Source organism: Gemmatimonadaceae bacterium, from assembly GCA_016720905.1.
In the GTDB taxonomy this organism is placed as follows: domain Bacteria; phylum Gemmatimonadota; class Gemmatimonadetes; order Gemmatimonadales; family Gemmatimonadaceae; genus Gemmatimonas.
This window is the reverse complement of sequence record JADKJT010000007.1, coordinates 198464-218908: the sequence shown is the minus strand read 5'-3', so window position 1 is coordinate 218908 and position 20445 is coordinate 198464. Positions and strand designations below refer to the sequence as shown.

The following is a 20445-nucleotide window of genomic DNA, read 5'->3' as shown; positions in this document are numbered from 1 at the left end:
GTGGGGAGTGCGAAGTGGGCGAATCCGTTTGGGAAATAAGACGGGAGACGGGAGAATGAAGACGGGAGACGTCCGGACAGCGGGCGAATGCCTCCGGTTGGATGTCTCCCGTCTCCCGTCTCCAGTCTCCCGTCTTCAAATATCCAAATTGCTCACAAACCGCGCGTTCGCCTCGATGAACAGCCGGCGCGGCTCCACTTCGTCGCCCATCAGCGTCTGGAACGTCTGGTCGGCCAGCACGGCGTCGTCCATGGTTACGCGGAACATCGTGCGCGTTTCCGGATCCATGGTGGTCTTCCACAGCTGGTCGGGATTCATTTCGCCCAGACCCTTGTAGCGCTGAATATTGATGTTGCTCTTGCCTTCGCCGCCCAGACGCTCGGCGTACGCGTCGCGTTCCTTTTCGGTGTAGGCGTAGAACTCGTCCTTGCCCTTGGCCACCCGATAGAGCGGCGGCTGGGCGATGTACATGAAGCCGGCGTTGATGAGCTCGGGCATCTGCCGGAAGAAGAACGTCAGCAGCAGGGTACGGATGTGGGCGCCGTCCACGTCGGCGTCGGTCATGATGATGACCTTGTGATACCGCGCCTTCTGCAGGTCGAAGTCTTCCCGGATGCCGGCGCCGATGGCCGTGATGATGGTCCGGATTTCCTCGTTGGACAGCACCTTGTCGATGCGCGCCTTTTCCACGTTGATGATCTTGCCGCGTAGCGGCAGGATGGCCTGGAAATCGCGCTTGCGACCCTGCTTGGCCGAACCGCCGGCGGAGTCACCTTCCACCAGGTAGATCTCGCACAGCGCCGGGTCGGAGAGCGAGCAGTCGGCCAGTTTGCCAGGCAGGTTGGCCACATCCAGTGCGGACTTCTTGCGCGTGAGGTCGCGGGCCTTGCGGGCCGCTTCGCGCGCGCGCTGCGCCGACATCGCCTTGTCGATGATGATGTTGGCGGTTTTCGGATGCTCGTCGAGATACTGGGTGAGCAGTTCGTTCATCACGCTGCGCACCGCCCCTTCCACTTCCGAGTTGCCCAGCTTGGTCTTGGTCTGCCCCTCGAACTGCGGCTCGCGCACCTTGACCGACAGCACCGCTGTCAGGCCCTCACGCACGTCGTCACCCGAGAGCCGCACTTCCTTGTCTTTCTTGGACAGGTTGGTGGACTTCTCGATGTACTTGTTGATGACCGACGTCAGCGCACTCTTGAAGCCGGTGAGGTGCGTGCCGCCTTCATGCGTGTTGATGTTGTTGACGAACGAGAACACCGTGTCGGCGTAGCTGTCGTTGTACTGCAGCGCCATCTCGATCCCGATATCGTCCTTGTCGGTGTCGATGTACACCACGTCCTGATGCAGCGACTTCTTGTGGCTGTTCAGGAACGTCACGAACTCGCGCAATCCACCGCGGGCGAAGAACACTTCTTCGCGCTGCTCACCCACGCGCTCGTCGCGCAGCGTGATCTGGATGCCCTTGTTGAGGAACGACAGCTCGCGGAGCCGACTGGCCAGCGTCGCCCATTCGTAGCGCGTGGTCTCCGTGAAGATCTCGGCGTCGGGCTTGAACCACACCTTGGTGCCGGTCTCCTTCGCGCCCACCGTGCCCAGCACCTTGAGCTTGGTGTTGGTGATACCGCGACGGAAATCCATGTAGTGCAGCTTGCCGTCCACCTTGATCCACACCTTGAGTTCCAGCGACAGCGCATTCACCACCGACACACCCACGCCGTGCAAACCGCCGGACACTTTGTACGAGTTCTTGTCGAACTTGCCGCCGGCGTGCAGCATGGTCATGGCCATCTCGACACCGGGCATCCCTTCGGCCTTGTTCATGCCCACCGGAATGCCACGCCCATCGTCCTCGACGGTAATGGAATCATCGAGATGGATGGTGACGCTGATGCGCGACGCAAATCCCGCCAAGGCTTCGTCGATGGAGTTGTCGACGACTTCGAAGACGAGGTGGTGCAGACCACGCGCTGACGTCGACCCGATGTACATGCCGGGGCGCATGCGCACGGCCTCGAGTCCTTTGAGCGCCGTGATGCTATCGGCATCGTAGCCGTTGGCGGGCTGCTGGTTGTTGTTGGCGTCCTGAGTGGCCATGGGCGGGAATTTCGTGCGGAGAAACCGGGAGGGACCAGGCAGTCGGGAGACCCCCGAAACTGCGTCGCAATCACAACCCCCCAATATACCCGAAATCACCCCCGCAAGCAACTCGGCGAGGCAATCGTAACTCATTGAAATGCAACGACTTCCGTTAGTGCGCCGGCGGGCCTTCCCCGGCGGTCCGTCGGCCACCTCCCAAACCCGTGGAATCCAGCGCAGCTTGGTCACCGGCGGACGGGTTGTGTCCCGGTTCAATGACTTGAGCAATTCCGGCTCCAGCATCGACAATTCCTGCATCCACGCGTGCGTCGTCACCATCACGATCAACGTGCCATCCTGCTGCAATCCAATCGGCTCGGTCACCGACGCAATCTGTCCGCCAACCAGACGGGGCCACTCGGGAATCACGCCAGCCTGCGCCACGCGGTCGGTGAGGCCGGCGTTCTGCAGCACCGATGCCAGCACATCACTGAGCGCGGCCGGTGCGCGCTTCTTCTGATCGCTCATGGGGGCCAGTGGCTCATGACAGTGCGCCGTCGCACATGTGTCGCCGCTCGAGCCGAGTGAACGCAGCGGGGATGTCTTCGATGCGCGGCACCGCCAGCAACACCTGATCCACGCCGGTAGCCTCCAGCAACGTCAACACGCGCCCCGCACGACCCAGGTCCAATTCCGCAAACGGGTCATCCAGCAGCAGCAACGGCGTCCCGCCAATCGCGTCGCGCAACGTGGCCAGTTCCAGCAGACGCAAGGCAATCGCCGCACTGCGTTGCTGTCCGGCCGATCCAAACGTGCGCAACTCGCGCCCGCCCAGCAGGAGCGCCAACTCGTCGCGATGCGGACCCACCAGCGTCATCCCGCGTCGCATCTCCTGCGGACGCTGCTGGGTGAAGGCACGGGCATAGAGGTCGCGATACTCCGTCGCCACGGCGTCCGTGGAACGGGCCGTGCTGGTGTCGCCGAACGGCGTGTTCGCGCCGACGCTAGAGACCGCGTAGCGCATGGTCACCGGCAGTCGTTCGCCGATCGCCGCCGCCAACTGCGCGAACCGTTCGGCGTGTCCCTGCACAAACTGCTGACGAATCGCGGTCACGACGGCGCCGTGTTCGGCGAGCGCCGGCTCCCACACACTCACCTGATCGACCACATCGTGTGCGCGCGCGCCTCGACCACCGTCTCGCTGCGCCTGTCGCAGCACCGTGTTGCGACGCAACAGGGCGGCGCGATAGTGCTGCAACGCCGACAGGTACGCGCGCGAGGAGAGCGCCAGAGCCACGTCGAGATACCGTCGGCGCTCGCCGGGGCTGCCGGCCACCAGTGCCACATCGGCCGGCGAGAATCCCACCGACGGCAACGCCCCAAGCGCGGCGGTCAGTCGCGGCTGCTCCACACCGTCGAGCGTCGCCTTCTTGCGTCGCGTGGTGCGCTCGTACCCGACGCTCACCTGATGCGCGGTCGCCGGCGCCGTCAGTTCGGCGCGCACATGCAGCGCCGGCGCGCCAAAGCGAATCATGTCGAGGTCCCGTGCGCCGCGCATGGAGCGCAACAACGACAGATACGCGGCCGCCTCCAGCAGATTCGTCTTGCCGTGCCCGTTCTCGCCCACGATCACCAAACCGCGCGGCGGCACCACGACGTCGAGGTGCGCGAAGTTTCGAAAGTCGCGGGCGACGAGGCGACTCAGCATCACAGGGACCGGGCGATGCGACAGCCTCAGTGGCCCGTGAACACGGGCGCGCGTTTCTCGAGAAAGGCGCGCATGCCTTCCCGCATGTCGCTCGTGCTGGACAGCAGGCCGAAATGATCGGATTCCAGCGTGCACGCTTCCTCCAGCGGAAGCGCAGCCCCACGATCCACCGCTTCGATGCACGCCGCCAGCGCCAGTGGGGCATTGGCGAGCATCGCCTGCAACAGCGCGGTCGCCGTGTCGATCAGTGCGTCAGGCGCCACCACCTGATCCACCAACCCCAATCGCAACGCTTCCGCGGCGCCGATCATTTCACCGGTCAACAACAGCCGCAGGGCCGCGCCCCGTCCCACCAGTCGAGGCAAACGCTGTGTGCCACCGTATCCGGGCAGGATGCCCAGCTTGACCTCCGGCTGCCCCAGCTTGGCGAGTTCGCTGGCGATGCGGACATGGCACGCCATGGCCAGTTCACAACCGCCGCCCAGGGTAAAGCCGTTGAGCGCGGCGATGACGGGCTTGGGACTGGTCTCAAAGCGACGGAAAATCCGCTGGCCACGTCGTGCGCGATGGGTCGCGGTCAACGGTGTCTGGCCGTCGAGTTCGGAAATATCTGCACCGGCGATGAACGCGCGTCCTGCGCCCGTCAGGAGGATACCGCCCACATCGTCGCGCGCCCGGGCCTCGTCAATGGCCATCCCGAGCTCACGAATCGTCGCGTCGTTCAGCGCGTTGAGTTTTTCGGGGCGATTGACGGTGATGGTGGCGACACGATTCGCCACCTCGAAGGTCAGGAACTGGTAAGCCATCGGACAGGCAGGGCAGGGGTGGCGCTGCAGCGACGAATCCCGATCACCGGACCCCGGCAGTGGGATCCTGATCACGAGCGGCGAGAAGCGTGAAATCTAGCTAGGTTCTCGCCGTGCTTCCGGTACCGGCTGTCGCCTGGTCGCCCGATCGTCGGGCCTTGCGCTATCTCGATCAACGTGCCTTGCCGGCGCGCGAGGTGGTGCGCGATGCCCGTGCCCTGGATGAGGTGATCGACGCCATTCGCACGCTGGCCATACGCGGCGCGCCGGCCATTGGCGTGGGCGCGGCGATTGGTCTCGTGGTGGCCCTGATGCATGCCACCGACGGCGATGTCCGGGTGATGCGCACGCTCCTGCCCGGTTACGCCACGCGACTCTCGGCCTCCCGTCCCACCGCCGTCAATCTGGGATGGGCGGTTGGTCGCATGGTTTCGCGTGCGGCGCTTGCGTCCGATCACGCATTGCTCAACGCGTTGCAAGACGAGGCCGATGCCATCCTCCGGGAAGACATCGCCATGTGCGAGGCCATCGGGCAGCACGGACTCGCGCTGATTCCCGACGGGGCGCGGGTGCTGACCCACTGCAATGCCGGGGCGCTGGCCACGGCGGGCATCGGGACCGCGCTGGCGCCCATCTACGCCGCGCACGCGCTGGGTCGGCGTGTGCATGTGTACGCCGACGAAACGCGCCCGCTGCGCCAGGGCGCGCGACTCACCGCCTGGGAGATGCAACGGGCCGGCATCGCCGTCACGGTGCTTCCCGACAGCGCGGCCGCGGCGTTGATGGCCGCCGGAATGATCGATCTGGTCATCGTGGGCGCCGATCGCATCGCCGCCAACGGCGACGTGGCCAACAAGATCGGCACCTACGGCGTGGCACTGGCCGCGCAGGCCCATGGCGTGCCGGTGTACGTGGCGGCACCATGGAGTACGGTGGACGCGGCGACGGCCCACGGCGGTATCATCGAGATTGAACATCGGTCCGCCGATGAGCTGGGCGAATTGCCGTCTGGCGTGCACGTTTGGAATCCGGCGTTCGATGTCACGCCCCGTGCATTGATCACGGGATATCTCACCGATCGTGGCCGCGTCGAGCCGCCGTTTCGCTCCATCTGAAGGTCTTTCGTTGCATTGCACTCACCTCTTCGCCAGAGTCCACTCATGAAATGCATCCTCGCCATCGATCAGGGAACGACGGGTTCGACGTGTCTGGTCGTCGCGCAGGACGGGCGGGTGTTGGGGCGCGGCTATCGCGAAATCACCCAGCATTACCCGGCACCGGGGTGGGTGGAACACGATCCGCAGGAGATTCTCGATCGCACGTTTGCGGCCGCGCGGGAAGCGATCGCGCAGGCCGGCGTGGTGCCGGTGGCCGCGGGCATCACCAATCAGCGCGAGACGATCGTGCTGTGGGAGCGTGCCACCGGTCGCGCGGTGCACAACGCCATTGTGTGGCAGGATCGGCGCACGGCGGAACGGTGCGCCGAGTTGGCACCGCAGGCGGCGATGATTGCGGCGCGTACCGGGTTGGTCACCGATCCGTACTTCAGCGCGACGAAATTGGAGTGGCTGCTGGCGCGCCCGGGCGTTCGGGAACGCGCCATGCGAGGCGAACTGGCGGCGGGCACGATCGACAGTTGGCTGATCTGGCACCTGACCGGTGGCGCCGCGCATGTCACCGATCACACGAACGCCTCGCGCACCATGTTGTATGACCTCGACGCGCGCGGCTGGAACGCCGAGTTGTGCGCGCTGTTTGACGTCCCGCACTCGTTGTTGCCCAAGGTGGCGGCGTCGGGTAGTCATTTCGGCACCACGGTGCCGGCGGCCATCGGTCTGGCCATTCCCATTGCCGGAGTCGCCGGCGATCAGCAGGCCGCGTTGTTCGGACAAGGCGGTTGGCACGCCGGTGGCGGCAAGAACACGTACGGCACCGGCGCGTTCCTGCTGTTGAACACGGGGACGAAGCGTCCGGCCGGTGGGCGCGGGTTGTTGACGACCATCGCCTGCGACGAACGCGGTCAGCCCGTATATGCATTGGAAGCCAGCATCTTCATCGCCGGCGCGGCCGTGCAGTGGTTGCGCGACGGACTGGGCATCATCGCCACGGCATCGGAAACCGAAGCGATGGCGCGCTCACTGGCCAGCAACGACGGCGTGTATTTCGTGCCGGCGCTGGTGGGATTGGGCGCCTGATTGGGAACCGAATGCGCGCGGCACGGTGGTCGGACTGACCCGCGGAACCACGCGCGCGCACTTCGCCCGCGCCGCGCTCGAAGCCATGGCGTACGCCACGCATGACGTGCTGGACAACATGCGGGAGAGCGGTGACGTGCCCTTTGAACGCCTGCGCGTGGACGGTGGTGCAACACACAACGACTGGCCTGGCGCAATTCCAAGCTGATGTGCTGGGGGTGCCCGTGGAGCGGCCGGACATTGTCGAGACCACGGCGCTTGGTGCCGCCGGATTGGCCGGCCTCACGGTTGGCGTGTGGCGTGACGGGGAAGAATTTCTGAATTCGCGTCGCTTCACGCGCTTTGCGCCGGGCACGGGACGCGACGCCGCCGTCGCGGCGCATCGTGGCTGGCGGCGTGCTGTGCGCGCGGCGCTGGCGTGGGCGCGGGATCGGGATTGAGCAGAGCCGTCCTCGTTGAGAGGCCCTCATGATTCGCCTCGGTGAGTGGTCCCTGTGGACGGCGGTGCTGATGGCGGCTTTGGCTTCAGCGGCGTCCTTCGCGGCGGGCGCGCGGCGACGCACCGATTGGCAGGTTGTCGGCGAACGAGCAACCTATCTCACGTTTGCCGGCACATTGCTGGCCGCGCTCGGCCTATGGACCGCACTGTTCCAACGCGACTTCGGCATCAGGCTCGTCGCCACCAGCAGCAGCCTGTATCTGTCCAGGCTGTACACCTTCGCGGCGCTATGGGCCGGTCCTGCGGGGTCGATGTTGCTGTGGACGCTGCTCCTCACGTTGTACGCGGCGGTGGCCGTGCGTTTCAGCAAACGCACCACACCGGTATTGATGCCATGGGTGACCGGAACACTGGGCGTCATCTCGCTGTTCTTCCTGGCCACCATGGCGATTGGCGCGAATCCGTTCGAACGCCTCGACTGGATACCGCCCGACGGACTGGGGTTGAATCCGCAATTGCAGCATCCCGGAATGCTGCTCCACATCCCGATGCTGTACTTGGGGCTCGTCGGCACATCGGTACCGTATGCCTTTGCCATGAGCGCGTTGGTTTCCGGGCACTTTGACGCGGACTGGATTGCCGCTGTTCGGCGATGGATCACGCTGTCCTGGTTCTTCCTCACCATTGGCATTGTGCTTGGCATGTGGTGGTCCTCCGTGACCGCGGGGTGGGGCGGCGTCTGGGCCTGGGATGCCGCAGAAAACGCGTCGTTGCTTCCATGGCTCTCGGCCACGGCGTTTCTGCATGCCATCGTCGTACAGGAGCGGCGCGGCATGCTGCGCGCATGGAACGTGACACTGGTGGTCGCGACATTCCTGCTGTCGATGCTGTGCGTCTGGATTTTGCGCAGCGGGGTCAGCGCCAGCGTCCGAGTCGGAGCGTTGTCACCGGTGGCCGGTTGGATGCTGGTGTTTTGCCTGGCAGCGACACTGCTCTCTGCGTTCCTTGTGCACCTGCGCATCGGCAACCTCCGCTCCAGCGTGGAACTCGAATCCATGCGCAGTCGCGAGGGCGCGTTGCTGTCCACCAACGCTGTGCTTATCGCGGTGGTGATCGCCACGCTCTGGGGGACGCTGTTCCCATTGGTGTCCCACGCGGTCCAGGGCGAAGGGGCCCTCTTTGGTCCACCGTTCTTCAACGCCGTGAACGGCGCATTCGGCATCGGCCTGCTGGCCCTGATAGGCATCGGCCCCGTACTCAATTGGGGTAATGACCCGCGAGCGGCATGGCGACGTGCATTTGTGTGGCCGCTGTTGGCGGGAGGGGTGGCATTCGCGTTCGTGTTGGCGTTGGGCGTTCGCCATTGGTTCGCCTTGGCCACGTACCCATTGACCGGCGTTGCGGTTGGCACCATCACGCAAGCATTCGTCACCGGAGTTGCCGCGCGTCGTCGCACGCATACTGAGGGATTGCTGGTGGCGGCATGGCGCCTGGTCGGCAGCGACCGGCGCCGGTACGGCGGATACGTCATACACGTTGGCGTCCTCGCGCTGCTGTGCGGGTTGGCCGGCCTCACCTTCAGCGGCGAGCACCGCGCGGTGCTGTCGACTGGCGAATCGGTCGCGGCGATCGATCCATTTGGCCACGAGTGGACGTTTGCCAGTCAGGGCGTTTCGTCGTTCGATCAGCCGGATCGCGGAGTCGTCGCCATCAGTCTGGCCGTGCGGCGCGATGGCCAATCGATGGGATTGCTGACCAGCGAGCAACAGCAACAGTTTGACGAGCGCGGAGAGCCCACGTTCGAACCGGTTACCCGAATCGGCGTGCTCATGCGCCCCACACAGGATGTGACGCTCGTGCTGACCTCCCGGATCGACAAGGATGTGGCGGCGGTGCAAATCCACTTCAATCCGCTGGCCTCGTGGGTGTGGTTTGGCGGCCTCGTGATGGCGCTGGGCGGACTGCTGATGATGTGGCCACGCGCGCATCAGCCCGCCCAGGTCTGGCGCCGCGAGGACGCGGCGAACACGCCCCCTCGGGCAACAGTGAGTGATGACGAGGTGGAAGCCGCCATTCGACGGGCACGCGATACGCAGAAATCGTGTATCGATTGCGGACCGCGGCCGGAACCGGACGCGATTTACTGCTCGAATTGCGGTGTCCTCCTTGTGGCGGAGCGGTGACGACCTCTTGAGCGGAGCAACGATGGAGCGGCGACGTGCAGGTTTGTGGATTCTCAGGTTGGTGGCCTGCGGCATGGCGGTGTCCGCTGGCGTTGAACCGCTGGCGGCGCAGGGATCGCGCATCGTGTCAGGCCGAGTGCTCGACAGCGCGGGGAAGGCCGTTCCGGGCGCACTTCTGGCCACCTTGAACGCGAAGGGCGAGTTGGTGGCGCAGACGTTGGCCGGAGCAGATGGCGCGTTTGAGATGCCCTTGGCCGCCGGCATTGCCGTCGACGTGTATGCCATGCTGGTGGGGCTCGAGCCCTCCCCACCGGTCGCCGTCAGTGCCGGGACCGCGTCGACGACCATCACCGTTACCACCTCAGGCGTTCGCGCGCAGTTGAGCGGTCAACGCAATCGGCAGAAGGCCATCTGCGGTCCGCCGCGCGACACGACGTCGGATGTGACGCGGTTGTGGCAGGAAGCACGCAAGGCAATTGCGTCGACCGGACTTCGCTACGGCCGGGACGATATCTCGGCCACCGTGCTGTTCTTCGACCGCACCACATCGCCCGACGGAAAGGCCATCCTGAGTCAGCGCACTCGCGAGAGCACAGTTTCTGCGCGACGCCCATTCCAGAGCCTGCCTCCGGATTCGGTGGCCAGTGCGGGGTATGTCATCGAAACGGAAACCGACGTGTCGTACTATGCGCCCGATGCCGACGTGCTGCTGTCAGGACCTTTCGCCGAATCTCATTGCTTTGCCATCGCGCCGGCGAATGGTGCGCATCCGACATGGGTCGGACTCACCTTCAAGCCGAAAGGGGAACGGCTTGGCGTGTATGAGATCGCGGGGACCATGTGGTTTGATCATGCCACCCAGCAACTCCAGCAGATTGCATATCGCTACACCAACGCACCGGTGGCATTCGCGTCCGCCGGCGTCGGGGGAGATGTCGCGTTCACGCACCTGCAAAACGGCGCGTGGTTCATCAGTCGGTGGGAAATCCGGATGCCGCAGGGACAGATTCAATCGAACCTCGCCCTGCAGCACAGCCAGGTGCGCAACCAGCGTCAAGTGACGGTGGAATCGTTGCGGGTCGCGGGCGGCGAGGTGAAGGCGGTAAGCATTGGTGGAGCGATAGTTGAAGTGAAGAGAGACTGAACAGGGGAGAATGCAAGACGGGAGACGCCGGGCCCAAGGCCCAGCGTCTCCCGACTCAGTACTTGGTACTCAGTACTCAGTACTTGGTACTTGGTACTTAGTACTTAGTACTTGGTACTTGGTACTTGGTACTGAGTACTTACGGCACCGCCACACACCCATCGGTCTTCGCGCAGGTCGGATCCAGCGGCGGCAATTTCAGCCGTGCCAGTTCCTTGTTCACGGCCACCAGGTCGGTCTTCCAGATGGTCTGCAGCTTGTCGTTGTATCCCTTGAATTCCTTCGACAGGATATCGAAGATCTCGGGCATGTAGGTGCCCGGAGGACCATCGCCGCGCTCAGACATGGAGAGCAGGTTGGCGAGACGATTGTTGACCTTGATCGGGAAGTTGAGCGGATCCTGACCGCTCTGGTTTCGCACCTGGTACACATTCTCTTCCACGCCGGAGGCGTTGGTCTTGAGCGTGGCGCCGGTTGACTTGAGGGCTGCGTCGTCGCTCTTGGTCAGGCGCTGCTCCAACTGCGACTTCACGCGACGAATCGCGATGATCGCCTCGTTGGCTTCTGTGGTCTTGTCGCGCACCTTTTTGCCGAACGCGTACTGCGCCCGCAGGTCGGCGTCGGTGACATCGGGCAGGCGCGGATTGCGCTTGACCACCACCGGCGCGGTCATGGTGGCGCCGTCGGCGACAATGCGTGCGGTATACGTGCCGGGCGGCACGGCGGGACCGTTCGTTCCCGCGCCCCACAGAATCATGCCCGGGAAGCTGGGGATGGCCTCGATGCGCAGATCCCACGTGACGCGATTCATGCCAGCCGCGATGGGCAGAATTGACGGACCACTACCACGCCGCCCGCCGCCGCCCGCTGGCACCGCCGCCCGTTGGGCGGGGGTAAGCGTATCGGCTTCGAACTTCCGTAACACCGTGCCGGTCGAGTCGAGTATCTCGAGAATCGCCCGCTTCGGAGCCGTGGTGAAATTGTAGACCAGCGTCGCGCCTGCGCCCGAGCGTACGGTCGCCGGCGGCGTGTACAGATGCGCATTGGCAGCGAGAATCGTCGGCGTCGCCTGACGCAACGGTCCGATGTTGTCGAGAATCCAGAAGCCTCGGCCGTGCGACGCAATCACCAGCTCGTTCGCTTCCACCACCAGATCGGCCACCGGCACATCCGGCATGTTGAGCGACAGATCCTGCCACTGGGCGCCGTCGTCGTACGAGATGTACACGCCATGCTGCGTCGCCGCGTACAGCAGGCCCTTGCGCGTGGGGTCTTCGCGTACCGCATGCACATACGCGTCACCGCGAATGCCGTTCACGATCTTTGTCCACGTTTTCCCGTAGTCGGTGGTCTTGAAGATGTACGGGGCGCGATCGTCCAGCAGCGGGCGACGCACCGACACATAGGCCGCGCCCGGATTGAACGCCGATGCGTCGATCTGACTCACGCGACCAAAGTCGGGCATGTCCTTCGGCGTGACGTTCGCCCACACCTTGCCGCCATCGCGCGTCACATGCACCAGCCCATCGTCGGAACCGGTCCAGATGACATTGATGTCGCGCTTGGCCGGTCCAACGGAGAAAATCACGCCGTACACTTCGGGTCCATTCATGTCGCCGGTAATCGGCCCGCCCGACTTCTCCTGCGTTTCGGGCGCATGGCGCGTCAGGTCACCACTCAGCCGCAGCCAGGTGCGCCCGCCATCCAATGTGCGCCACAGGCGTTGCGATGACACGAACAACATCTTCGGATCCATTGGCGAGAAGAGAATCGGGAACGTCCACTGCCACCGTTCCTTGATTTCCTTGGAGGGTTCGCCGGAATAGAACCAGGGATACGGGTTCACTTCACGCGAAAGCCCCGTGCGGCGATTGAATTTGTCGACGTAGCTGCCGTTGTTGGTGCCCGAGTAGAACTGGTCGGGGTCCAGCGGATCGGGCGCGATATAACCGGGCTCACCGCCGCCGGCCTGATACGCGACCGCCATGCCGCCTGAGGTCGGATCGACATAGGCGCCAGTGCCGGCACCCGCGCCACGTCCGCCACCACCGCCGCCGCCACGACCGAAGCCGACGGTGGGCGCGTTCCAGTTCGACGGCACGCACAGCGTGCTGTTGTCCTGCTGCGAACCACACACATGGAACGGGATGTGCTTCGTCGTCGCGACGTGATAGAACTGTTCCGTCGGGAAGTCCTGCGCCGTCCACGCCGTGCCGGTATTCATCGACACGCTTGATCCACCATCGTTGGCGACGACCAAATGGGTCGGGTCAACCGGATCGATCCACAGATCGTGGAAGTCGCCATGCGTCCCGTTGCCCACGTTGGACAGCGTCTTGCCCGCGTCCGTGGATCGGAACATGGATGTGTTCTGCATGTACACCACGTCGGCGTTCTTCTGGTCGGCAAACACGTGCGTGTAGTAGAAGGCGCGCTGGCGGATGTTGCGATCGCTGTTGACGAGGCTCCACGTCGCGCCCGCGTCATCGCTCTTGAACAGTCCGCCGCTCTCGTTCTCCACAAGGGCGTACACCCGGTTGGAGTTGGCCGCCGTCACCGCCACCCCAATGCGCCCCACCAATCCGCTCGGCATGCCCTTGTTGCGCGTGATCTCCGTCCACGTTTCGCCGCCGTCGGTGCTCTTGAACAGGCCGCTGCCCGGGCCGCCGCTGGACATCTGGTATTCCTTGCGGTACGCCTCCCACATCGCCGCGTACATCACATTCGGATTGGCGCGATCGATGGAGATGTCGATGGCGCCGGTCTTGTCGTCGCGGAACAGCACGCGCTTCCACGTGGTGCCGCCGTCCGTGCTCTTGTAGATGCCGCGCTCGCTGCTCGGCACGCTGTACTTGCCGAAGACGGCCGCGAAGACGATGTCCGGATTGGTGGGGTGGATGCGGATCTTGGAGATCGCGTCGACATTCTTGAAGCCCACGTGCTTCCACGTCTTGCCGGCATCGCGGCTGCGATACACGCCGTCGCCGGGCATGATGTTGCCGCGGATGCAGGTCTCGCCGGTGCCGATGAAGATCTCATCGGGCTTCGTCTCGCTCACCGCGATCGCGCCCACTGACGCGCTCGTAATCTGACCGTCGGTGATGGGCATCCAGGTGTCGCCGGCATCGACGGTCTTCCAGAGGCCGCCGCCAACGGCACCGAAGTACGCCACCTTGGGCTGGCCCACCACGCCGCTGGTGGCGATGGAGCGACCGCCTCGATCGGGGCCCAAATTGCGCCAGCGGAAATTCCGCTTGAACGCCGAGTCGAGGGTGATGGGAGCCAGCGTCGGCTGCGAGGCCGATGCAGGCCTGGTCGCCGATTTCGCAGGCGGTTGGGGCGTGGTTGCGGCCAGCGTAAGGCCGGCCGAGAACGTTGCGACCAGGGGGATCGTCAGCGAGAGCAGGGGGCGCACGGGAGTCGGGGCGGAGGGACCAGTGGACAGCATCCGACGGAACGCCGACTGGGCCGCCGCGTTTTCACGCCGCGCCGCCAAGGCCGGGCCGTCTGCTCAGGGCCGGTCAGCACCCCCACACAGCGCGTCGCTGCGGCCGCTGCCGGCCCCCCCCCCCCCCCCCCCCGCCGAGGCCGATCGTCTTCGCGGACGTGGCCCCACGCGGGGCCGCACATCCCGCCCCGCCCCGCGCGGGGCGCGGCGCCGGCGTGCCCACCCCCCGCCGCGCCCGCACTGGCCTGGCTGCAGCCACCCGCACCGGGCAGCGCCGCACTTGGGCGACCGCGCGCTGCACACCAGTGCCCCGAGCTCCATCAGCGCCTGATTGTGCGTCCAGGTCTGCGCGCCAGTGCGCGGCAGCAACCGTTCGGCGATCGACCACAACGCCTTGGCCCCCGCGCCGGTCTTGGGCTTGATGGTCGGGGCGAAGACGCGATTGAGGACGCGGGCGACATTGGTATCGACGAGTGCGGCCCGCTTTTCGTAGGCGAACGAGGCGACGGCGCCCGCCGTGTAGGCGCCAACGCCGGGCAGTGCGCGCAAGGGCGGGCTCGCTGGGAATGAGCCCGTCGGCGGCGGTGACCTGCCTTGCCAAGGCGTGCAGGTTGCGCGCACGCGCGTAGTAGCCGAGTCCTTCCCAGGCTTCCATCACGCGCTTGGGGCGGGCGGCGGCCAGCGGTCGGCAGATCGGGGAATTTGTCGAGAAAACGGTGGTAGTAATCGAGGACCCGCGACACCTGCGTCTGCTGCAGCATCAACTCCGAGACCAGGACCCGATACGGGTCGCGCGTCTCACGCCATGGCAGATCGCGACGGTTGGCGCGGTACCACGCGTGTAGCCTTCGCCGGAACCGTGAGGCCTCGGCGTCGGTGATCGATGGAACCCGCGGAGGTTGCGGTGAGCGGTGAGCCTTCAACGAAAACGGGACGGGTGGAGGGCGGAGGAACGGCGGTGGAGCAGCCGAATGGCATCGCCCCTTCGCGTCGCCCCAATGGTAGCACCATGCCGGGTGCTACGCCCGCTCCACACCTTCCAGCCGTCGCCGCGCCATCACCAAAGGCACCACGGTCGCCACCACACACAGCGTCAACGCGGCGGCGAACGGCAACACCATCCGCAGCGGATCATTCGCCCACCCGAAATGCTGAGCCACCACGAAGCGCGCCGCGGGCCGCCCCGTGAGGTAGGCCACGACACCGATGAGGGCGATGCCCGTCATCATGAACAGCAGCCCACCAAACGACGTCGGGATCTGCGCGGCGTTCTCGGTATCGAATCGCGGATAGAACGTGCCGAAGCAGAGCGCCATCGCCGCCAGCGGAAAGACGAGCGCGGTGATCGCGGTGAGCGACACCACCTGCACGAACGGCAACACCCCGAGCATCGAGTTGGTCACGCCGACCAGCACGACGGCGAGCACGAGCAGCGGCAGCGCACCCACCCAGTACTTCGCCCACAGCACATCGCGCATGGGCAATGGGCTCGAACGCAACAGCCACCATGTGCGTCCTTCGAGGCTGACGGTAGGAAATACAAAACGCGCGGCCACCGACGCGAGCACGAAGCCCGCCAGCGCGAGATTCAGGAACGGAATCACGTTGCGAAGCAGCGTGGTCATGCCGCTTCCGTTCAGCGGCAGATAGCGCACGTTGGCCACGTACACCACCAGCAACACGCCCAGCATGATGAGTTGCGACCACTGCGTACTGTCGCGCGCAAAGACTTTGAGCTCCTTGAGCACCAGTTCACGGCGCGTCGGACCCAGCACGCGCAGCGCCCGATCCAGCCACGGTCGGCCACCCATCCGCCCACCATCACCAACGCACCGGCGGCGGCCCAGAGTCGCAGCAGCGGCGGCCACACCGCTTCCCGTCCGATCCAGCGCATCAAGGCCTCGCTCAGCCACTCGCTGGGCAACCACGGCGACGAAGGGGTATCCAGCGAGGCGACGAACTGCATGAAGTTCTGGAAACCCTCGGGATGCACCAGCTGCTCGGGACGCGCCGCGCGGAACAGAATGACCAGGCCGGCAATGGCCAGCGCGCTGATCACACTTAGCAGGTCACGCGTACGTCGCGCCGGGAAGACATTCACCAGCAGCAACGTCAGGGCCGATCCGGCGGCCGCAGGAAACAGCAGGAACGGAATGCCGGCTCCGATGGCAACAACGGCAAACCCCCATCCGGCTTCGAAGGCCGCACCGTATGCGGCGATGATCGGGACCAGCAGCAACGCGACCATCCAACTGGAATGCAACGCCGTTTCCGCGAGGCGTGCGCGATACACCGCCCACGGGGACAGCGGCGCAGCGGCCAGTTGATCGAGATCGCGCGCCAGAAAGAAGTTCGACAGCGCGGCAATGATGTTCGACAGTAGCAGGATGCTGCCAAACGACAGCAGGATCATCGACAACAACTTTCCGGACAGCAGCGTGCCGATGTCCTCGGCGCTGCGGAAGTAGCGCACCAGCCGATACGCGATGAGAAAGGCGGCCAGCCAGAAGCCGCCGCCCAGCAGCATCACCGCAATCATGCGCCGCAAGTCGCCCCGCTCATGACGCGCCATCCGGTGTCGCGCCATTTGCCACTTGGGGAGCAACAGCCAGATCGCCCCCGCGCGCCGCAGCGCCGGGCCAACCGCGCTGGCACCTAGGCATCCAGCACCTCAGCCAATCCGCGCGCCCCGTCGCCGGTCAGTCGGAGGAAGATGTCTTCCAGCGCATCCGATTCCTCAGAACCGCCGCGCAAATCCGACATCGTCACCACACGCCACCAGCACGCCCTGCTGCATGATGCCGATGCGATCGCACATGTCCTCGGCGATCTCCAGCGTATGCGTCGACATCATGACCGTGTGACCGCGTCGCGTGTATTCGCGAAAGAGATCCTTGAGAATCTTCGCCGACTTGGGATCGAGACCCACCATCGGCTCGTCAACGACGATCACTTTCGGTCGATGAACGAAGGCGCTGGCAATGATCAGCTTCTGCCGCATGCCGTGGCTGTAGCTCTCCACCAGTTCGTCTCGCCACGGTTCCAGATCGAACAACGCCAACAGCTCCTGTCCGCGCCGATCGACGTCAGCGCCCTGTTCGCCGTAGAGGCCGGCCGTGAATCGCAGGAACTCCATGCCGGTGAGCTTCTCGTAGATGAACGGCCGGTCGGGGATGAATCCCAAGCGCGCGCTTGGCCCGCAGCGGATCGGTGCGAAGATCGTGACCGGCCAGGCGGACTGACCCGGACGTGGGTTGCAGGATTCCGGCAATCATCCGCATGGTGGTGGTCTTGCCGGCGCCGTTGGGGCCCAGAAATCCGAACAGTTCGCCGCTGGGTACCACCAGATCCAGCGAGCGGACGGCGGTGAACGACCCGTATCGCTTGGACAGTCCCGAGATTTCGATCATGAAAGGCTGACGACTGAGCGCGCGGGGTTGTTTCCTTCGGGGTTTCTTCGCAATTTCGTACATCTATGGCCAAGTCGTCGCGATCTGCCCCCTCACCGGTTCGGTCCGCCCCGGCGTCAACAATGCCGGCCAGTGCCTTGGTTGTGCGCGGCGCCCGGGAGCACAATCTCCGGAACATCAGTGTCACGATTCCCCGCGACAAACTGACCGTCGTCACCGGTCTCTCGGGATCGGGCAAGTCGTCGCTCGCGTTTGACACGATTTATGCGGAAGGGCAGCGACGTTATGTGGAATCGCTGTCGGCCTACGCGCGGCAGTTCCTCGGGCTGATGGAGAAGCCCGATGTGGATGCCATCGAGGGGCTGTCGCCCGCCATCTCCATCGAGCAGAAATCCGCCGGACACAATCCGCGATCGACCGTTGGGACGGTGACGGAGATCTACGATTACCTGCGTCTGCTGTACGCGCGGGCGGGCACACCGCATTGCCCCAATTGCGGGCGCGCGGTTCAACGGCAGAGCCCGACCCAGATCGCTGAGCAGATTCTGGCGTGGCCCGACGGCACGCGTCTGGAGATTCGCGCGCCGCTGGTGCAGGGACGCAAAGGCGAATTCCGGGACCTGTTTGAAGACGCGCGCAAGCAGGGCTTTGTGCGTGCGGTGGTCGACGGGGAACTCGTGGAGTTGGCTGATCCGCCCAAGCTGAATCGGCGACTGAATCACTCGATTTCCATTGTGGTCGACCGGCTGTCTGTGCGTCTCGACGATCGTGGGCGTCTCACCGATTCACTGGAGACCGCGTTGCGACTGGCGGAGGGCCTTGCCGAAGTCGTGCGATTTGATGGGGCACAGCCGACCACCGAGATGTTTTCGGAACGGTATGGTTGCCCCACCTGCGGTATCTCGATGCCGGAGCTCGAACCGCGCAACTTCTCGTTCAATTCGCCGTTCGGCGCGTGCGAGCAGTGCAGTGGTCTGGGCACCACGCGCACGGTCAGCGAGGAGCTCATCCTTGGCGAGCGGAACCAGTCCATCCTGCAGGGCGTGATTCTGCCGTGGGGCGAGCCTGACGGCTATCTGCGCAAGGTCATCCTGCCGGGGCTGGCCAAGATGCTGGGCTTCGATCTCACCATGCCGTGGAGCAAGATCCCCGCCACCGTGCGACAGCAGCTGCTGCACGGGGTCAGCGCGTCGACGCCGACGGTGAAGAAGACGGCAAAGAAATCGACGGGGACTGCCCGGAAGTCGGCTGCGAAGTCGTCGGCGTCCGAGAGTGCGTGGGAAGGTATCATGGCGCACATTCAGCGCCGATACGACGAAACGAGCGCGGATTCCGTGCGCACCGATCTCGAATCGTACATGGTCGCGGCGGCGTGCCCGGCATGCCACGGCCGTCGCCTGCGTCCCGCATCACTGGCCGTCACCGTTCACGGACGCAACATCGGTGATGTGGTCGAACTCAGTGTGCTGGACTCGCTGGCGTTCTTCGAGGACGTGCCGCTGCGGACGCCCGGGCATCCGGGTTTGGAAGTGGGCGTGGCCGGACCAATCCTCAAGGAGGTGCGCGAACGGTTGCGTTTCCTGGTGGATGTGGGCCTCGACTACCTCACGCTCAACCGCAGCGCCGAATCCCTGTCTGGCGGCGAAGCGCAACGCATTCGCCTGGCCACGCAAATCGGGTCACGCCTGGTGGGCGTGTTGTACATCCTCGACGAGCCCAGCATCGGACTGCATCAACGGGACAACGGTCGGTTGCTGGCCACGCTCAAGCAACTGCGTGACCTTGGCAACACCGTCATTGTGGTGGAGCACGATGAGGAAACCATTCGCGAGGCCGATCACATCATCGATCTCGGTCCTGGTGCGGGCAAGCACGGCGGGGAGGTGCTCGCGTCAGGCTCGCTGGAAGACATCCTGCGCACCGACGCCTCGATTACCGGCGCTTATTTGCGTGGCACCCGTTCGATCCCGGTGCCGCGAACGCGACGTCCGGCCGACCCGGCACGGTCCCTGATCGTGCAAGGCGCGCGCGCCCACAACCTGCGCGATGTCACTGCGGAGTTTCCGCTTGGACTGTTTGTAGCGGTAACGGGCGTCTCCGGTTCGGGCAAATCGACGCTCGTGACAGACATTCTGCAGCGCGCGCTGTCCCGGCATTTCTATAGGGCCCGCGTCATTCCCGGGACGCATGACGGGATTCGTGGACTGGAGCACATCGACAAGGTCATTGACATCGATCAAAGTCCCATTGGCCGCACGCCGCGCTCCAATCCGGCCACGTACACGGGCGTGTTCACGCCGGTTCGCGAACTGTTTGCGGAACTGCCCGAGTCGAAGATTCGGGGCTATGGACCCGGACGGTTCTCCTTCAATGTGAAGGGCGGCCGTTGCGAGTCCTGTCAGGGCGATGGACTCGTGAAAATCGAGATGCACTTCCTGCCTGATGTGTTCGTGCCGTGTGATGTCTGCAAAGGCAAGCGATTCAATCGCGAAACCATGGAAGTGCGTTTCCGTGGCATGAGCATCGCCGAGGTACTTGATCTCACCGTGGAGGAGGGTTGCACGGTGTTCGAGAATCAACCGCGCATTGCGCAGAAGTTGGAAACGCTGCGTGATGTGGGACTGGGCTACATCCATCTGGGGCAGAGCGCCACCACCTTGTCGGGCGGCGAAGCGCAGCGCGTGAAACTCGCCACGGAGTTGGCCAAGCGTGATACCGGTCGCACGCTGTACATCCTCGATGAACCCACCACGGGACTGCATTTCGAGGACGTGCGCGTCTTACTGGAAGTACTCCATAAGCTGGTCGATCGCGGGAACACGGTGCTGGTGATCGAGCACAATCTCGATGTGATCAAGACAGCGGACTGGGTGATCGATCTGGGTCCTGAAGGCGGCGTGCGCGGCGGTAGCGTGGTGGCAGCCGGCACGCCGGAGCAGGTGGCGCGCGTGAAGGAGAGTCACACGGGGTTCTACCTTCGCAGCATGTTGCGGGCGGGGCGCGAAAAGACGGGAGACTGAAGACGGGAGACGGGAG

At 64.7% G+C, this 20445-nt stretch carries 11 protein-coding genes and 3 pseudogenes; 5 read left to right on the top strand and 9 right to left on the bottom strand.

The genetic code is table 11. The features are described from left to right. Positions 1-135 precede the first annotated feature (135 nt). From gyrB to IPP90_08475, 3 genes are read right to left on the bottom strand one after another with little or no spacing between them, the layout of a single operon-like run. Positions 136-2604: a DNA topoisomerase (ATP-hydrolyzing) subunit B gene (gene gyrB, locus IPP90_08485; protein ID MBL0170751.1), complete on the bottom strand. Its 2469-nt coding sequence runs from the start codon at positions 2602-2604 to the stop codon at positions 136-138. Between the two features lie 13 nt (positions 2605-2617). After that, positions 2618-3784, bottom strand: coding sequence for a DNA replication and repair protein RecF (recF, locus tag IPP90_08480; GenBank protein ID MBL0170750.1), 1167 nt, complete (start codon positions 3782-3784; stop codon positions 2618-2620). A 26-nt stretch (positions 3785-3810) separates the two neighbouring features. After that, positions 3811-4590, bottom strand: a complete 780-nt coding sequence (locus IPP90_08475) for an enoyl-CoA hydratase/isomerase family protein (protein ID MBL0170749.1) — start codon at positions 4588-4590, stop codon at positions 3811-3813. Between the two features lie 113 nt (positions 4591-4703). Between IPP90_08475 and mtnA the strand changes: the two genes are divergently transcribed. From mtnA to IPP90_08455, 4 genes and pseudogenes are all read left to right on the top strand, one after another. After that, entirely contained in the window at positions 4704-5705 is a 1002-nt protein-coding gene (gene mtnA, locus IPP90_08470) for an S-methyl-5-thioribose-1-phosphate isomerase (protein ID MBL0170748.1), read from the top strand. Between the two features lie 45 nt (positions 5706-5750). Continuing rightward, positions 5751-7225 (top strand): annotated as a pseudogene (gene glpK / locus IPP90_08465) (glycerol kinase GlpK). 28 nt (positions 7226-7253) lie between these two features. Then, on the top strand, positions 7254-9407 hold the full coding sequence (locus IPP90_08460) for a heme lyase CcmF/NrfE family subunit (GenBank protein MBL0170747.1): 2154 nt from the start codon (positions 7254-7256) through the stop codon (positions 9405-9407). Positions 9408-9429: 22 nt separating this feature from the next. Further along, the gene (locus tag IPP90_08455) at positions 9430-10551 is read left to right on the top strand and encodes a carboxypeptidase regulatory-like domain-containing protein (protein ID MBL0170746.1); all 1122 of its coding nucleotides are present in this window, start codon (positions 9430-9432) and stop codon (positions 10549-10551) included. A gap of 139 nt (positions 10552-10690) precedes the next feature. On the opposite strand, the gene IPP90_08450 is transcribed toward IPP90_08455, so the two are convergent. The 6 genes and pseudogenes from IPP90_08450 to IPP90_08425 all read right to left on the bottom strand — a co-directional run bounded on the left by IPP90_08450 (position 10691) and on the right by IPP90_08425 (position 17409). Next, a complete protein-coding gene (locus IPP90_08450) occupies positions 10691-13999 on the bottom strand; it encodes a glycosyl hydrolase (protein MBL0170745.1) in 3309 nt (1102 codons plus the stop codon). Between the two features lie 63 nt (positions 14000-14062). After that, positions 14063-14548 carry a hypothetical protein gene (locus IPP90_08445; protein MBL0170744.1) on the bottom strand — a complete coding sequence of 162 codons (486 nt, stop codon included), beginning with the start codon at positions 14546-14548 and terminating at the stop codon, positions 14063-14065. Next, positions 14508-14654: pseudogene (locus IPP90_08440) on the bottom strand (hypothetical protein). The gene IPP90_08445 and the pseudogene IPP90_08440 overlap by 41 nt, the downstream one beginning before the upstream one ends. A 364-nt stretch (positions 14655-15018) precedes the next feature. Further along, a complete protein-coding gene (locus tag IPP90_08435) occupies positions 15019-15747 on the bottom strand; it encodes a hypothetical protein (GenBank protein ID MBL0170743.1) in 729 nt (242 codons plus the stop codon). After that, positions 15636-16586: a hypothetical protein gene (locus IPP90_08430; protein MBL0170742.1), complete on the bottom strand. Its 951-nt coding sequence runs from the start codon at positions 16584-16586 to the stop codon at positions 15636-15638. Before IPP90_08430 ends, IPP90_08435 begins: the two co-directional genes overlap by 112 nt. 68 nt (positions 16587-16654) lie before the next feature. Further along, positions 16655-17409, bottom strand: a pseudogene (locus IPP90_08425) (ABC transporter ATP-binding protein). A gap of 122 nt (positions 17410-17531) precedes the next feature. Between IPP90_08425 and uvrA the strand changes: the two are divergent. Then, positions 17532-20429 (top strand): excinuclease ABC subunit UvrA, encoded by a 2898-nt coding sequence (gene uvrA / locus IPP90_08420; GenBank protein MBL0170741.1) that lies wholly within the window; start codon positions 17532-17534, stop codon positions 20427-20429. Positions 20430-20445: the final 16 nt, after the last annotated feature.

Coding starts and splice junctions, on each gene's coding strand:
- gyrB (MBL0170751.1), bottom strand. CDS start 2,604: ATGAGCGATCAGAAGAAGCGCGCACCGGCCGCGCTCAGTGATGTGCTG.
- recF (MBL0170750.1), bottom strand. CDS start 3,784: ATGCTGAGTCGCCTCGTCGCCCGCGACTTTCGAAACTTCGCGCACCTC.
- IPP90_08475 (MBL0170749.1), bottom strand. CDS start 4,590: ATGGCTTACCAGTTCCTGACCTTCGAGGTGGCGAATCGTGTCGCCACC.
- IPP90_08460 (MBL0170747.1), top strand. CDS start 7,254: ATGATTCGCCTCGGTGAGTGGTCCCTGTGGACGGCGGTGCTGATGGCG.
- IPP90_08455 (MBL0170746.1), top strand. CDS start 9,430: ATGGAGCGGCGACGTGCAGGTTTGTGGATTCTCAGGTTGGTGGCCTGC.
- IPP90_08450 (MBL0170745.1), bottom strand. CDS start 13,999: ATGCTGTCCACTGGTCCCTCCGCCCCGACTCCCGTGCGCCCCCTGCTC.
- IPP90_08430 (MBL0170742.1), bottom strand. CDS start 16,586: ATGGCGCGACACCGGATGGCGCGTCATGAGCGGGGCGACTTGCGGCGC.
- uvrA (MBL0170741.1), top strand. CDS start 17,532: ATGCCGGCCAGTGCCTTGGTTGTGCGCGGCGCCCGGGAGCACAATCTC.